The sequence below is a fragment of the uncultured Methanobrevibacter sp. genome, assembly GCF_947166415.1.
In the GTDB taxonomy this organism is placed as follows: domain Archaea; phylum Methanobacteriota; class Methanobacteria; order Methanobacteriales; family Methanobacteriaceae; genus Methanocatella.
In genome coordinates, this window is record NZ_CAMVEE010000024.1 from 12,597 (window position 1) to 29,349 (window position 16,753).

At 34.1% G+C, this 16,753-nt stretch carries 13 protein-coding genes and 1 tRNA gene; 4 read left to right on the forward strand and 10 right to left on the reverse strand.

The window, feature by feature from the left end:
* Positions 1–25: 25 nt before the first annotated feature.
* Together Q0W25_RS06390 and Q0W25_RS06395 are read right to left on the reverse strand one after the other, a co-directional pair.
* Positions 26–2,164: a heavy metal translocating P-type ATPase gene (locus Q0W25_RS06390; protein WP_297828195.1), complete on the reverse strand. Its 2,139-nt coding sequence runs from the start codon at positions 2,162–2,164 to the stop codon at positions 26–28.
* A gap of 21 nt (positions 2,165–2,185) precedes the next feature.
* Positions 2,186–2,443, reverse strand: coding sequence for a DUF6110 family protein (locus Q0W25_RS06395; RefSeq protein WP_298520353.1), 258 nt, complete (start codon positions 2,441–2,443; stop codon positions 2,186–2,188).
* A gap of 186 nt (positions 2,444–2,629) precedes the next feature.
* Between Q0W25_RS06395 and Q0W25_RS06400 the strand changes: the two genes are divergently transcribed.
* The gene (locus Q0W25_RS06400) at positions 2,630–3,559 is read left to right on the forward strand and encodes a CPBP family intramembrane glutamic endopeptidase (RefSeq protein WP_298520357.1); all 930 of its coding nucleotides are present in this window, start codon (positions 2,630–2,632) and stop codon (positions 3,557–3,559) included.
* A 20-nt stretch (positions 3,560–3,579) separates the two neighbouring features.
* On the opposite strand, the gene Q0W25_RS06405 is transcribed toward Q0W25_RS06400, so the two are convergent.
* Both Q0W25_RS06405 and Q0W25_RS06410 read right to left on the reverse strand, forming a co-directional pair.
* On the reverse strand, positions 3,580–3,930 hold the full coding sequence (locus Q0W25_RS06405) for a carboxymuconolactone decarboxylase family protein (protein WP_297828201.1): 351 nt from the start codon (positions 3,928–3,930) through the stop codon (positions 3,580–3,582).
* A 261-nt stretch (positions 3,931–4,191) separates the two neighbouring features.
* A tRNA-Gln gene (locus tag Q0W25_RS06410) sits at positions 4,192–4,263 on the reverse strand.
* Between the two features lie 135 nt (positions 4,264–4,398).
* On the opposite strand from Q0W25_RS06410, the gene Q0W25_RS06415 reads away from it, so the two are divergent.
* Positions 4,399–5,214: a DUF6056 family protein gene (locus Q0W25_RS06415; protein ID WP_298520361.1), complete on the forward strand. Its 816-nt coding sequence runs from the start codon at positions 4,399–4,401 to the stop codon at positions 5,212–5,214.
* A 60-nt stretch (positions 5,215–5,274) separates the two neighbouring features.
* Here the strand turns inward: Q0W25_RS06415 and Q0W25_RS06420 are convergent, their stop codons facing one another.
* The gene (locus Q0W25_RS06420; protein WP_298520364.1) at positions 5,275–6,114 is read right to left on the reverse strand and encodes a zinc ribbon domain-containing protein; all 840 of its coding nucleotides are present in this window, start codon (positions 6,112–6,114) and stop codon (positions 5,275–5,277) included.
* A gap of 360 nt (positions 6,115–6,474) precedes the next feature.
* On the opposite strand from Q0W25_RS06420, the gene Q0W25_RS06425 reads away from it, so the two are divergent.
* The gene (locus tag Q0W25_RS06425; protein ID WP_298520367.1) at positions 6,475–7,410 is read left to right on the forward strand and encodes an alpha/beta hydrolase; all 936 of its coding nucleotides are present in this window, start codon (positions 6,475–6,477) and stop codon (positions 7,408–7,410) included.
* A gap of 109 nt (positions 7,411–7,519) precedes the next feature.
* Here the strand turns inward: Q0W25_RS06425 and Q0W25_RS06430 are convergent, their stop codons facing one another.
* The 3 genes from Q0W25_RS06430 to Q0W25_RS06440 all read right to left on the reverse strand — a co-directional run bounded on the left by Q0W25_RS06430 (position 7,520) and on the right by Q0W25_RS06440 (position 9,022).
* Positions 7,520–7,909, reverse strand: coding sequence for a hypothetical protein (locus tag Q0W25_RS06430; protein WP_298520370.1), 390 nt, complete (start codon positions 7,907–7,909; stop codon positions 7,520–7,522).
* A gap of 102 nt (positions 7,910–8,011) precedes the next feature.
* Complete coding sequence (locus Q0W25_RS06435; RefSeq protein WP_298520373.1) at positions 8,012–8,431, reverse strand: RNA-binding protein; 420 nt, start codon at positions 8,429–8,431, stop codon at positions 8,012–8,014.
* Positions 8,432–8,464: 33 nt separating this feature from the next.
* Positions 8,465–9,022 carry a 50S ribosomal protein L15e gene (locus Q0W25_RS06440; protein WP_297828075.1) on the reverse strand — a complete coding sequence of 186 codons (558 nt, stop codon included), beginning with the start codon at positions 9,020–9,022 and terminating at the stop codon, positions 8,465–8,467.
* A 220-nt stretch (positions 9,023–9,242) separates the two neighbouring features.
* Here Q0W25_RS06440 and Q0W25_RS06445 point away from each other — a divergent pair, with 220 nt between their 5' ends.
* A complete protein-coding gene (locus Q0W25_RS06445) occupies positions 9,243–9,644 on the forward strand; it encodes a DUF3795 domain-containing protein (protein WP_298520376.1) in 402 nt (133 codons plus the stop codon).
* Between the two features lie 210 nt (positions 9,645–9,854).
* Here Q0W25_RS06445 and Q0W25_RS06450 read toward each other — a convergent pair whose 3' ends face one another.
* Positions 9,855–14,360 (reverse strand): right-handed parallel beta-helix repeat-containing protein, encoded by a 4,506-nt coding sequence (locus Q0W25_RS06450; RefSeq protein WP_298520379.1) that lies wholly within the window; start codon positions 14,358–14,360, stop codon positions 9,855–9,857.
* A 179-nt stretch (positions 14,361–14,539) separates the two neighbouring features.
* A partial coding sequence (locus Q0W25_RS06455) for a right-handed parallel beta-helix repeat-containing protein (protein ID WP_298520382.1) occupies positions 14,540–16,753 on the reverse strand: 2,214 nt, incomplete at its 5' end.

Here is a 16,753-nt window from a genome sequence, read left to right on the forward strand (position 1 = left end):
AACTTTAAAAAAAATAAAATGAAGTTTAAGCTACATCAATAGCTTCCACTTCAATACCCTTGTTAAAATCTTCATCCTTCAAAACGGACCGTGTACTCATAGCTCCGAACAGCATTGTTGAGAAGTTATGTATCATTGAAGATGTTGACGGTGGAATAACACCCAAAACACCTAAAACCAAAAGTGAACCGTTTACTGCAACGATGTGATGATAATTACTATTAATCTTATCAAGCATTCCAGTACTTAGTTTTCTTAGGGTAACCAAGTCATACAAATCATCTGAAAGCAATGATATGTCCGCAACTTCACGGGCAATGTCTGATGAATGCTTCATTGAAACAGACACATCTGCTGCTGCAAGAGCTGGAGAATCATTGATTCCATCCCCTACCATGATTACGGTTTTGCCTTCAGCCTTAAGTTCTTCAACAATTCTTGATTTGTCTTCAGGAAGCACTTGTGATTTGTATTGTGTAATGCCCAGTGCTTTGGCACCTGCATTTGCACCGCTTTCGCTGTCACCGGTAAGCATTATGACATTTTCAATACCCAATTGCTTAAGTTCCTCAATGACATATTTTGCCTCTTCACGCACAGGATCGTCTATGCAAATAAGTCCTTCAAGCTTTCCGTCAATAGCCAGATAAACCACGGAATGTTCTGCCGCTTTTTTAGCTATTTTCTTTTCTTGAGTTTTTGTAACTTTCACTTTCTCATCATCGATGACAAAGTGCTTTGATCCGATTACTGCACGCTTGCCGTCATATTCAGTGGCAATTCCATGGGCAACTATGTATTCCACTTCACTGTGGTCCTCTTCATGCAAAAGACCTTCTTCTTCAGCTTGCTTTACGATGGCTGTAGCGATACTGTGTGCAAAATGCTCTTCAATGCATGCTGCCATTCTAAGGATATCATCCCTCTTGTACCGCCTGGACATCGGAACCACTTCAACAACCTTTGGAGTCGCATTTGTCAAAGTTCCTGTTTTATCAAACACGATGGTGTCTGCATTTGCATAGTTTTCCAGGAATTTTCCTCCCTTGACCATCATCCTGTTATCAGACGCTTCACGCATTGCGGATATGATGGATAATGGAGTAGTCAGCTTGATTGCACATGAAAAATCAACCATAAGCACTGACAATGCTTTTGTCGGATTTCTTGTAATCAGATAAGTCAAGGCAGTTGCAAGAAAACTGTATGGGACAATAGAATCTGCAAGTTTTTCTGCCTTACTCTGAGTTTCAGCTTTAAGCTCTTCTGAATTTTCGATTAGATCAATTATCTTGTTCAACCGGGTTTCCTTATTCATTGAGTAGACTTCAACGATTATGTTTCCTTCTTCTATGACAGTTCCGGCATGAACTGTTTTGCCAGGTCTTTTATGGACAGCCAACGGTTCTCCAGTCATTGAAGCTTCATTGACCATCGCTTCGCCTTCAATTACTTTTCCATCAACAGGTATCACATCACCCATATGTACCTTGATCTTATCACCCTTATCGATTTCAACAGCAGGACACTGCTTTTCCTCACCGTCTTCTCCTACTACCCATACAGTATCTATGTTTAAAGCCAAACTGTCTTTTAGTGTGCTTTTGGCTTTCTGCAATGTGTAGTCTTCCAATGCATCGGAGATTGACAATAAGAACATCATTGAACTTGCCGGCTTGTATTGCTTATGCAACAATGCTCCGGTAACTGCAGCTCCGTCAAGGAGTGCAACATCAATATTGAAGCTGGTCAAACTGTCCAAACCATGCCAGATATAGTTTAAGGAATGATAAATTGTTAATGCGTTTCTAATTGGAATCGGCAGAAATATTTTAAAAATTGCCCTATTGAAAACCATTTTGGACAATTTCAGATAAAAATCACCGCTGATTTCCCTTGAAACCTGAGATTGTGTTGGTTCGGCTTCAAACAAATCATCCATTGTGATTTCATCCAATATTGAAAATATCTTATTTTTACTTTCAATTCCACCTTCATAATAAATTAAGATACTGCCATTCCTATGGGAAGTAAAAACTTCATGAACAAAACTTTGATTTAAAAGTAATGAAGCAAGCCCGTAGCCTTCTTCTTTGGTGAAAGCCCACTGGCCGGAACGGACCCTTAATCGAGACCCGTTGTCATACATTACCTGATATTTCATTTTTTAACCTTAAAAACAATTTTATTCTACATATATTTCTTTTTTAGTTTCAGCATTGGCATCTTCAACAATGTCTTCCGCATTTTCCTTTATGTCTTGGAAACACTCTTCTGCATCTTTTCTTACAGTCATGACCTGTGCCATGCCTTTTGTAGCAGCATCTTTTACAGTTTTTGATTCCAATACTTTTTTACCCACAACAGCAGTTGCAATTCCTGCAGCGAAGAGCAATGCATGTTTATGTTCCATACATTTGTCAAAAAATTCATCACGTCTCATTTTAATACAATCCTTCATATAATTTAGTCAATTGAAATTTAGGCATGCCAAAAAATATTTCAATCTGATTTTATAATATGTACAAAATACTATATAAAAGTTTAGGTATTCCTAAAAAATGTAAAGATACCCATTAATATAGAAAAAACAACTAAATATACAATACAAAACAATGATGGTGCAAAATTGAACTCAAACAAGAAATTCTTCTCAAACATCGGATTCAATTACATGATTTTTGGAATACTGGCTTTAATATTCCAGATAATCCTGGTAAATATTTTGAATATTACAGACCCCAATCTAATCACAGATTTCAATATAATGACTATTCTAGTTGCATTATGCAATTATCTGTTGCCGTTTCCCATCTTCATTTACCTGATGAAAAAAATACCAACATATGAACTTGAAAGTGAAAAGCCAAGGCCATTGAGATTTGTTAAGTACATTGCAATCACCCTTACCCTCATGTGGCTGGGAAACCTTTTTGGATTGGCCATAACTGCCCTTTTAGGCGTAGCCATGAATGCCGAAATATCAAATCCGGTCACTGAATTGATAAACTCCTCAAACATTCTCCTGAACCTTTTTCTAATCAGCATCATAGGCCCCATTTTTGAAGAAATCATCTTCAGAAAGATTCTAATCGATAGGACAATAAAATACGGAGCCAAGGTTTCAATAATTATATCTGCAGTCATTTTTGGATTTATCCACGGAAACCTGAATCAGTTCTTTTATGCGTTCCTGATAGGAGGATTCTTTGCGTATGTCTACATCAAAACAGGAAGCATAAAATATTCAATCATTTTGCACATAATAACCAACATTATGGGTTCGATAGTCAGCATATTCATCGTATCAAGCGCAGATGCAATTACTCATGGAAGTTTCACTGCATTCGATTTGGTTGGCGTTGCAATTTATCTGATAATCGTTCTCGGATCATTATTTATAGGAATTTATAGCTTGACAACATACAACACTGCCAGATTCAATGGAAGAAAAACAAAAATAGCTTTAAAAAATCCAATAAAAACCATCCTGTTGAATCCGGGAATGATTTTATTCATGCTGTTCTATATCTTTGAAATCCTATATCAGATACTTTAAAAAAAAATAAGAGAAAGATTTTAAGCCTTATCTTCCCTTTCCTCTTCGATAGCTTCAGTGACGCTATTTAATATTTGAAGTGATTTGGAAAATGCAGGCATACCTGAAGTCAATAACACTACCCTTAATACATCAACAATCTCCTCTTTAGTGATGCCCAATACTTCAATAGCACTTCGGATTTGCTTTTTAGTTGCTCTTGGATCTGCACGGGATGCTGTAATGCCTATTGCAATCAATTTTTGAGTTTTATAATCCAGGACTTTTCCGTTCCAAACTGTTTTGTTAATGTCGGATACCAACTCATATAAATCAGGATATTCATCTTCCAACTCTCTGATACCTTTTCCATAATATACGTCGCCTTTCATATAACTCTCTCCAAATTATAATTAATTAATAATTTCATTTTTAAATTATATATAAATAGTTATTTTTCTTTTCATTTAATATTTTATTTTAAATGTGGGATTTTCTGATATTCACCAAGAATATGAAATTCCTTTAAACTATTTTTTATATGTTTCTGTATGGACAATATAATGTAAATTTTAGCAATATAACCTGTCTAAAAAATTTAGTACCTCTAGAAAAAGCAGGAATGAAAAAATAAAAATAAATAGATAATAAAGTAGTCCCGAGCGGAGTCGAACCGCTGTCTTTGGGTCCAGGGCCCAAAAGGATTGCCGCTACCCTACGGGACTATGCACATATTCAAATGTTTAAATTAACCTATATAAATAATTATTCAAATATTTGAATAAAATGTATTTTAAGTTAATTCCTAATTAAATACCATTTCTCCAAATAGACATTAAATTAGTGAAATTATGTAGTTTTTGTTTGAAATAATAATATCTGCATTATCATTAACAATGATTTTAACTTCACCAGGCAATGCTAAAAGAATGATTGTGGAAACTGCAAGATATTATGCAGAATATGTGAACTTCGGAATAATTGAAAAACTATACCTAGGTACAATCCCTACAATTGGAATTCTATTAAAAGATAAAGTATTATTTACAGTATTTTACATAATTCTAAGTGCATCGGCCTTACTTAAAACAAAAAATAAATATATAAAATACATATTATACTTTAATATCCTATTAATACTTTTTTTAGTATTTTTTAAAACATTGATTGATATTGCAAGCATTCCAACATATTTAAAAATAGGATTACTGCATAACCCTATTATTGTATCAGCATTTTCCACAGTGGATTCAATTACCAAAAGTATGCCCCTAATAAACGATACCATCCACTTATTAACATATCAAGGACTGCCAAACACAGTTACATCCCCTGCAGTATTAGCAGTTTTGATTAGTATTTATCTAATATTAAGCAGCTGTTGGATGATATTCAAAATATTTGGAAAAGAACAACTATTTCCATTAATTTTGTTTATTACAGGATTTGTTTCAAGATTAGCCGTTGGATTTTCACCAACAATCTTTGCATCAGGATCTAGAACCGCATTTTTCTTCTACATAACAATAATTGCAGTTACCCTTATGCTAATTAAGAAACTTTTTGATGAAAATACCCTCAATAAAACTTTAGAAAAACGGATGACAATAATATTAGTTATTTTAGGATTATTTACTTATATGGGAGTATTTGCAATTGTTTTTGTTATGTTTTAGGGAAATAACAGATATTAACCGAATACTAATGAAATAAAATCATTTAATAATCTTCAAACATCATTTTTCATAATATTCGCAAAATTTTCCGGAGTATGCGGAATGGCCTAAATCACAATAATACTCAAACATCCCTCCAGAATCAAAATCGCCAACCACCCCACCATGTTCATCAAGAAATTCTTCATGGAAATGTCTGCACCCAAAACCACAATATCCGCCCTGCCCATTTTCTATCATTTCTCTGCGAATCATTTCCTGTTCTTTTCTGATTTTTGCTTGTTCCTCCAATTTTCTTGCTCTTTCCTGTTCTTCTCTTTTCCTTTTTTCCTGTGCTCTCATCTCTTTTTTTAATTCAGTCTTTATGAAATATTTGATTTCATCTTCACCCATATCCTCTTTGTTATCAATAACTTTATCCTTTAAAATAGCTTTAACAGAATCCACATATTTTTGGTCAATCTTATTTTTCATTATCTGCGATTTGATTTCTTGCGATTCAAATATTTCATCGATCATTTCCAGTTTTTTCTTTTCAGCTTCCTTTTCCTTTTCCATTTTGATTTTGAATTCGGATATTAATTGATTCACCCTAAACTCTACTCCCGCACTTTTAATCTGACCTGATTCAATTTCCTTTTCCACCTGCAGTCGGATGGCTTTTCCAGTACTGGAAATGTCTAAACCATTATGAATTAATGTGCCAGTGAAAGTTTTATTGTATAATAATCTTCCACCAACCACTCTTTTAAGCTCTTCTTTAGCTTTCTTTTTTTCCATACTACCAATAACTAATCTATTCTGTTTTATGTCAGATTTATCTATCTTAGTTCCACAATTAGTGCAGAAATTATCGTTTTTTCCTAATTTGGTCCCACAATTAGTACAAAAATTGGCCATATTACACCATTCTCAAATTGTCTTCTTAAACAAATTTCAGTCAAAAAACTTATTTATATATTTGGAATTTTATAGGGCGACTTATTTCCAATATGACCGACCGTAATCACTGCAATTGATGCAGAATATGTTAATCATTCACCGCAGCTTTTTCAAATAGTTTTGATAGGTCCCCATTACATCTCTTCTTTATTTTTAAGTTTAATGCACTTTCAACAGCTTTTTTACATGATGAAACTTTTTTATAATCAAAAAAATATAAATTGACTTGAACACAACGTTTTAAAGACCAAAGAATTCTTGCAAAATAATGAACCGGAGTTCGGATGAACTCATTAAAGCATGATTCGGTGAATGAAAATGAAACTTGAAAATCACAAATACATAACCCCTGACAACAGCACAATCAACTATTACGAAACCGACAGCGGCAATCCCATACTGCTGATAATCCATGCCCAAAGTACAAACTCAAGCAGCTATTCTGATGTAATCAAGGAATTGTCCAAAAGATTCCATTTAATTCTAATTGATTGCTATGGGCACGGAAAAAGCTCTCATGACAGGGAAAAATACAATATAATAAGTCAGGGCGATGATTTAATCGAATTTATAAAATATAAAACTGATGAAAAGATATCCATATTGGGCCATTCCTCCGGAGGCCTCATCGCCTGTTATGTCGCTTCAAAATCGGATCTTTGCGATAATCTGATACTTGAAGACCCTCCACTTTTTTCAAGCGTCGGAGAAAAAAGGTTCAATTATTACAACTACAACGACCTTTCAACGATTTGCCACAACTTCATCAATCAGGATGAAGAGGAAGACTTTGTGTACTATTACTTCATGAATCAGTACATGTGGAATTTCTTTCCTGAAAATTCAAGGGATAAAATAAGAAGCAAATCCTGTGCATCCGCACTGAAATACAGGAAAAAACATCCGGACAAACCACTGAAAGTCAGATTCTGGCCCAAAAAATTCCTAGAGGCATTCAATGGAATGGAAGAATATGACCCTTACTTCGGAGAAAACTTCTACAACGACACATTCAACTGCAACATCGACTACGACAAGCTGCTTTCAGAAATAAGCTGCAAAACATTATTCATGAAGGCAAATACGAAAATTGGAGATGATGGCATTATTATGGGCGCCCTGACCGATGAAGACCTTCAGCAGGTAACAGACCTAATCAAAAATATAACTGTGGAATATTTCGACTGCGGTCACGGAATCCACAATGAAAAGAAAAAGGAGTTTGTAAAAAGCGTGATTGAAACATTAAAATGATAAAAACCAAATCAGTTCTAAAAGAGAATAAAGAGCACAAGCTACTCTCCAGCTCCATACAACTCTCTCCAAACTATAGATAATGCATTTTAAATTCAAATTATTCTAGTTAATTTGGAACTACAGTTACATTGCCTTCATATGTGCATCCCTGATATTTGCCGTTTCCTGCAAATGTAAAGTCACCATAGTAATTGTCCTTGCCTGCATCCGGCAAATACTGTGCATTTTCGATGGTGAACTCACCGTTTTCGTCAGTTTTAACATCAACAATTGTTCCCATCTGATAACCTGGCTTGTGGAATGTTATTGTCTGGTTAGCGACACCATAACTGTATGCATCCATCAGCATGCCTGAAAATGATCCGTTTTCTGCCACTTCAGTTTCATTGATGATTATGAAAGTGGAAACGTCATTATTGAACTGATAGAGAAATACTCCAATGCATACCACCAAAGCAACCAATAAAATTATTAGATAATAGCTTTTCCGCTCCATTGTTTTTCACCTTAATGATATATTTGATGAAATTTAAAATAAGTTTTACTTTTTTTAGATAATATCTGAAATTGAACCTAGAACTATCGGACAAATCCTGTTCTAAAAATTCAAAATAGCTTCGCGGACCTTATCAACGGCAATCTGTTTTTTGGCTGGAAAAGCTGCAATTTTCACTTTAAGATGAATTGAATCACCGGAATCCAATATTGTCCATTTTTCATCAAGCGCATCTGCCTTATCGAATCTTAAAAACCAGTTTCCTTTTTCATCGATTTTACGCTCCAAATCTGCATTCAACTTATCCAAATCTGTCCACTGTAAAAGTGTGTTAAAAAAAGTCTTTGTGTATCTCTTTTTTGATACAACACCTGATAAGATAATAATTTTATCTTCAAGCAATCCTTCAGCCTCTTCAGCTTCAATTTGGGCTTCGGGAAGAATATTTAAAATAGCTTCTGAAATTTCATCGACACTTTCATCCTTATAGACAAAAGCCCTGAATTTGATATTATGAATCATTTTTATCGAAAAAAAGAATAAAATGAAGAAGAATTATATTTTTCTTCTTCTAGCTTGTTCTGATCCTTTACCTTTGGATTTGATTCCACGTCCTTTGTTACCAGCACTGGTTAAGCCTCTGAGAGCTCTGTTAGTGTGTTTTTTGGAGCAAATCCAATTGATTTTCTTATCGTTAATGATAGAAGGACTGTTAGGATCAACTAAAATAACTTCATAATATTTATGTTTTCCAGTAGACCATACCCAGTAGGAGTTCAATACTTCTAAGTTAGGGTATTTTTTAGCTACACGTTCTTCAGCAATTCTTTGAATGGATTTTGCTTGGGTAATTTTGTTTACACCCATTCTTTTAGGTTTACGACCATTGAAACGACGGGTTTTCCTTCTTCCACCACGTCTTACTCTGGTTCTTACTACAACGAAACCTTTTTTAGCTCTGTAACCTAAGCTTCTAGCTCTGTCGAGTCTGGTAGGTCTGTCGATTCTTTGAACTGCTTTTTGTTTTCTCCATTTAGGAGCTCTTTCCCACATGAGTTCACGTACGTAGGACTCATCAGGGTTTTTCCATGCGTCTCTAATATATTTATACATAAATAACACCTTTTTGTTCAGCCACAAGGGCCACATCCAATGGGAACTTATCCCCAAAAAAAGTTATATTTCACTGTCAAAATTTTAACAGTAATCAAATATTTGTTTTATCTATTTATAAATGTATCGTAAAAAGAGGTTCAAGAATCAAAACGATACTCACTTTTCAAAGAAAACAATTTATATAAATTCAGATAAAGATTTCATTGGGGAAAAGACCATGAAGATGCCTGAAACTATAGACTCAAAACTGCTTGCACCATGCGGAATCAACTGCATCAGCTGTGAAAAATACGATAACCCCTGTGCGGGATGCCTGATTAGTGATGACGGCAAAACCAAAGCCAGTCTGAAATGCAAAATCAAGACATGTTTTGATTCTAAGAATTTCAGCTACTGCGGACGCTGCAGCGAGTTTCCATGCCCTCAAATCAAGAAACATTCAAAAAAGCAGGTCAAAAGGCACAACATGAATACACTTGACAGTGCCAAAAGAATAAAGACTACCGGAATCGGAAGGATGATGGCACAGGACCGTGAAAGGTGGCTTTGTCCGAAATGTGGTGGGGTAGTGAAATTCCAGACCGGATCCTGTAGCGAGTGCGGATTTGAAATTGATTAAATGAAATATTCGATTGAATATTTCAATAGTTACTTATTTTAACATCGATTTAAATTAACGAATATTTATTTTAAAGATTCTTATTTTGAAAAATAGTTTAAAGTTTGACTGGAATATATCAGTTGGATTGAAATTTAGTTAAAAAAATAAAAAAAGAAGTAATAATAAAATTATTACTTTAATGTTAAGCATTCAAACACGATTAACTATTTATACTGTCAATGTATAAGCAGGGACAAATATCCTGGATGTTGAATCGATTAAAGATCCGATAGAGATTTCGATAATGTTATTTTCATCAAAATAGTTTGCCGCATCAAAGCTGAATACTCCAACACCGTTTATTACATCAAAAGTGATTTCCATCTGCTTATCGGTTCCCCTATTCAATGTGGCGTACATATCGAATTTTGGAAGATTAATTGCCATTTCCCCATTTTTATAGAATACTGCAGTGCAATTTCCAGAGGAGTATGTGGCATTAAATCCTATTCCTGTTGTGTTGATTCTAGGACACATTGTTCCATAGCCGACAACACCTGTATCATTATCCCATGTCACAAGAGTGTTTGTACCATACCAATTGGAATCAAGTGGCAATTTATCTTTCGGATCATATAATCCATTTCCATAGATTCCCATTGGATTTGCACTTAATTCACCTAAAATCATCATACTTGGACCTCTAGCATTTCTATAGATTGCATTATCTGTTACAAGAGGTTTGATTGCATTTTGGGCTAAGTCATAACCTGCATTGAATCTCATTCCCTCCAGCACATTGTCGGAGATAGTGTTTTGGATAATCACAATGCCTGTTGAATAATTTGCATCAAGAGAAATGCCCAAATGGTTATTGACAATTACATTATGGGCTATAGTGACATTGACTGCAGAATTGTTTAGGAATATTCCATATCCGCTTGGTCCTTCAGGCACGTCCAGAGTATACAATCCTATGCTGTCTGAAATAATGTTATTGATTATTTCTGTGTATGAAACTCCGAATCCGTATTTGATTCCATAATTGTTTTCTTTCAATGTATTGTTGTCAATGACAATACCTGAAGAATATTCAACAAATATTCCGCTTTCAAATAATGAAATCACATTATCGACTATATTTACATCAGTTGAATTGACTATATGAACCCCATATCCAGGAAGGGGATTTGTTGAATTGATTAAAATGCCATAACCCAAATAAGAAACATTTTCGACATAATTTTTCATTTCCAAATCAGAGATTCCATCGAATATTGTGCATCCTAAAATATTGACATTATCCGCCCCATTTATAAGAATTCCATCATTTAAAGCCCCTAAGATTTTGAAATTTGAAATGTTCACGCTGGAAGCTTTAACAGTGAATGCAGGGCTTCCTGACTTGGCAATCAATGTTGCGCCATCAGAATAAACATTCAATGCATTGTTTATTGTTAAAGCAACATTTGTATAATTGCCTTGTAAAAATTCAATATCTGACCCGATATCTGAACTGTCCAAAATATTTTGGATTTCAGAGTTAGGCAAATTATTGTCAACAAATACTAGACCAGATTTATTTAAAACAGTGATTGCGTTGGTTTTGAATGCGGCCTTATATTTATCGTTGCCAGCATAGTTTGTAACTATTTCAAATGAATTTTCACCAACAGGTATCCTGATTTGACCATTTGCATCAGTAGTTTTGGTGAAATTCATGCCGTTAATGGAATAGATTAAAGTTTGATTAGCCAATGCATTTCCAGAGTTGTCTTTTAAGGAAATTGTATATTCATGATAGGAATCATTTGAAAATGTCCTGTTGTAACTTTCAATTTGAGTAACGATTTTTGAAACGACTATTTTACCAGTAGCTTTTGAGCCTTTATTGATGTTGTCTCCAGCGTATGTGACAACAACATCATATGATTTCTCACTGGATAATTTGACACTTATACTTGCTTGTCCTTTAGCATTAGTTGTTTTAGTGTATGTGGCGCCGTTGACTTTGATTGTCAATTTTTGTTTGGACAATGCTTTTCCAGCAGAAGTTTTTAAAGTGACCATATATGATTTTGATACCTTTGGAATTGTTGAAACTATCGGTGCGGTAATTTTGGTGGCTGTTTTGGCTACTATGACCTTACCTGTTGATGAAACCTTCTTATAAATTTTACTTCCACCGTAGCTTGCACTTACCTTATAGCTTTTCAAAGAGTTGAACAATACTTTAACCTTAACCTGACCGCTGGAAGTGGTGGTTTTGGTATAGGTCTTTCCATCAATCTTTATAATCACTTTTTGATTGGCTATTCCCTTGCCATTGTCATTTTTCAAGGTAACTGTGTACAATTTGGCTGTTTTTGGAGGAATAGTTAAAGTTGGAGTTACCAATTTTGCGGTTTTAGATGAATATTTGACAACAATATTATTTGTTTTGGAAATCGCTTTGTATTGGGTATCTCCTGCGAACTTTACAGTAATCTTATAGGTTTTCTCGATGGTGAATTTCAATGCCACCTTAGCAACACCCTTGCTGGTTGTTGTTCTGGTGTAAGTTTTCCCATTTACCCTAAATGTTACCTTTTTGCCTGCAATTACCTTATTGGATGAATCCTTTAAGGTAATGGAATAATACTCAGCCAATTTCGGAATCATATAGACATTGGATGAAATTATTTTAGTCACAACCTTTTTAACGACTATACTAGAAGAAGCGCTTGAGCTGTAATAATCGATTTCATCCCCTAAAAAGCTAACAACAGCAACATATGTCCCTTCCATTGTTTCATAAATTTTTATTTTAGCCTGACCGTTTTCGTCTGTTGTTTCATTATATGTTTTTGAATTAATAACAAATATCAATGTTTGATTGGCAATTGCATTTCCATTTTCATCATTTAGAGTTGCAAGGAATTCCTTATTGGATTTAGGATATGTGCTTACGTTGGAAACTGAAATTGTGGTATTTGAAATGATTCCAGGAATACTGTCATCACTGACTGTGAATGTTTTTGCAACATCACTGTCGATATTTGCACCAGGAGTTGGGGATACAGCAGTTATGACATTGCCTGTTTCACGGAATTCATCTGAATAAAACCTGACTGTTGCAGTTCCATTTTTCATCATAACAGTTCTGTAGATGTCCCCCTCTTGAGGAGTTGAACTGGTTCCGACTTTATTGAGGTAAAATGTTATAGGTACTGAAGATATGTCGCTTGCAATGTTTCCGTTTTCATCCACGATAGATATTGAATAAATTCCTTTCCTAATTTGTGTAATCTCACTCAATTTCAAGTGATAATTTCCAGATTGGGACCATGGAGTATTGCTTGCAGAATAACTGTAACGAATAACTGGACATTCCAAATACTCATTAATTGCAAAGATATAACCCAAATAGATTGTATATTGCTGACCGTTGTAATCCCCATTGCCATATCCTACATAATTGTAAGTGTCAGTTGCAGCATCATAAACGTAATTTCCTGCACCTTGGCCTACATAATTATAATATTGGCGCCAGATTGGCCTTGCCAAATCACTAGAGTCCCCAGGACCGTAATTGATCATGTAATTATTTGTAATAATCTGATATTTGTCACCTGTTCTTTTATCGAGGTTTTTTACATGGTAATCATCGAAAACCTCAAATTCATGGTTTTGATTAAAGAAATTACCTTTAATTTCTAGTTTAGTTATATTATAATCCACATAGACTCCATTATGCCTGTTGAATGAAATGTAATTACTTTGGATATAAACATTATCTGAAGAGGTCAAATTCACACCATTGCCGTTATCTGTAATGTTATTATAAATCACGGTTAAATATGAGCCAGTTCCTGAATAAGCGATACCTGCAATGTTATTTCCAGTGATGTTGTTGGAATCAATTCTCAAATCAGATGAATCAATAATGTTTATTCCGTAGATTGAATTTCTTATTAGGGAATTTTTTACTGTGATTCCATTGGAATTCTTAATTTTGATTCCATTTACGGATTCTGTGACATCAACATTTTGAATAATACAATTGTTTGCATTTTCTAATCTGATTGAATCTGCAAAGCTTTCTGCTGTGAAGTTACAATTCATTATCACAACGTTTGAAGCCCCTTTAACCAGAATATTGTATCCTTCCCTATCAGTCATCACACCTTGATTATCGTTAAAATTGAAGCCTTCAATCACAGTTCCACTGGCTGCAGAAGTGATATAAAAGATTCCCTGATGATTGGAAGTTGCACTGCTGGAACAAGGCCCTAATGTAGTTGCAGTGACACTTTTAATAGTTAACTGCTTATTGATAATCAAATGACAATGCACGGCATAAGATCCGTTAATTATAATTGTATCCCCTGCATTGGCACTTGCAATCGCATTCTTAATCAATTTATCATTCATTTCATTGTAATTATCCCCAATGTTAACAACAATCTCCTTTGGTTCTGAAGATAAAGCATTATCATTAGAAGAAGATAATTCAGTTCCAACAGACCCCATGTCTTCGGTCAAATCCTTTTCCAACACTTCTGAAGACATGTTAGAATCTGAAGTCATTATTTCACTTGAAGCTAATCCATCACTTGATAAATCAACAGAATATGGATCACTCATTAAATTATCATTATCAATATTTACATCTCCACTAGCCGAAACAAATCCCAAAGACACCAGTACAACTAATAAAAATGAAAATAATGCAAAATATTTATTAACTTTCATGTTTTACCTACTGACATTCAATTTATTAAAAATACCAATATATAATAATATAACTATCGACATATTTAATATATTTGATTTTATTTATAAAAATAAGCAATTATTATAAAAATTGAATAAACCGATATAACTAATTATTCATAAAGATTTAAAAAAAATCAAGTGTGCAAAATCACACACTATTTCCTAACATTCAAAGTTGCCTTGACCTTGGAATTAACGTATTTAACATAAACAAAATAACATCCAACATTTATATTCTTAAAATTGGCAGTGGCTATTCCGTATTTATTTGTTTTTGCACTATATGCCTTTCCTTTGATTGTGAATTTGACTATTTTGCCCACAATAGGTTTTCCATTGCTTGATTTTAATATTGCAGAATATTTAACAATTTTTGATTGTTTTCTAATGGCATTTCCCGCCCTTAGCACTTTCTTAACAGTTATTGTATTCTTTGCAGAATAATTCTTATATTTGGTTATGATTGAATATTTTCCAGGAATCAGACTGAAAGTCTTGGATGCCCAACCGTTCTTATCCGTTTTAACGTTGTAACTTTTTCCAGCGATTTTAATAACAATGATTTCATCAACACCAACAGGCTTTAAATCATCCCCAATTACCCTAACTTTAAAAGTAGCTTTTCCGTTATAATCAACTGCAACATTTTTGTTATTTATGATTCTTTTAATGTTGTCCAAATTAATGGACACATTTAATGAAATGCTCTGATTATTCATTTGAGCAGCAATGGTATCGACTGTTGGAACATGTATTGATTTCAATGCTCTTCCATTTTCAACCAAAAAGGTGTTTCCATTTGATAATCTTACTTCAAAAATCGGAAGCAAATTTAAAGAATCCAATTTAGAAACAGAATTATTCTTATCTGTTATTTCGTCAAATCCAACAGTGACATTTACATTTTTATCCCGTATTAATGGAGTGACATTATTGAAGCTCATTACAATCCAGTTGAATTCATCTGAAATGTTGAAATTAAATAATTTTTCAAAATCGGGATTATTTACTCCCCACCAATTATTTGAAATTGAGATTTCATCCCAAGTATCATTAAAAATTGCACGACCCTTCGCATCAAAGTTGCTGTAGAAAACTGAATGAGTTACATTAACACCTCTTTGGGCGACTATGGCCCCTCCATTCCTGCTTGCGACATTGTTTTCAAAAATGGACCCTAGGATATTTAGATTTCCTTTATTATAAATGGACCCCCCATCATTAGTGGCCTTATTGTCTGTGAAATTAGATTTTTTTATTAATAAATCACCGGCATTGTCAATAGCGCCTGCACTATAAGCTTTGTTTTTCTCAAATACCGAATTTTCAATTTTCATCTGTCCGTTATTGTCAATTGCAGCACCATAACTTTTGGCTGCATTTGAAATAAATTTTGTGTTATTGATGTAAACATCAGCATAACTAAAAATGGATCCTCCTTCATCTGAACCCCTATTAAATGCAAATAATGAATTGGTGATATTTACATGACCATTAATTAAAAATAGAGTACCATAAGAATGTTTTATTTCATTATAACTGAATATTGAGTTATCAACGTTTAAATCTGAATAAGCGTAGATTACTGCACCGTGATTTGCCACATTTGAGTTAAATGTTGAATCTTTAACATCACAGACATCATTACTATAAATTACTCCCCCATCGGCAATTGCTACATTTGATGTGAAATTGGAATTATTTATATTCAAAGCAGATAAACTATAAATAACCCCTCCAGATGCTTTTGCATTGTTGTTGCTTGCAAATGAATCAGTTATGTTCAATATGTCTTTACTGTAGATTGCACCACCATCATTGGCATTGTTAGAATTTAAATATGCTTGATTTAATGTAAGTTTTCCAGCATTGTATATTGCACCACCGTCTTTTTTGGCAGAATTTCCATTTAACGTGATATTAGTCATTTTGACAGATAAAGTTCCAACATAGATTCCACCACCATATTCTGCAGAGTTATCCTCCAGAACAATATTTTTGATTTCTGAAGAATAGGGGTAATCGCTATAGTATATTCCTCCACCCAAATTAGGTGCTGTATTATTGATTAAAACAGAATCTTCAAGGGTGAGGTATCCCTGATACATATTAATCCCTCCCCCATCAGCTTCGGCAATATTGTTGATTATTCTTGTGGTTTTAATGTTTAATTGCGCTCCGACATCAGCGTAAAATCCGGCACCGTCAAATGCAAAATTATCTTCAACCAAACAATTTGATACAGTCATCCTGTATTCTGATATGAACAAACCTCCTCCATTGTATCCTGTGTTATTTGCAATAATGGAGTCTCTGACAACACATTTTCCCCAACTTTTAATTCCCCCGCCCAAATGGATGGCATAGTT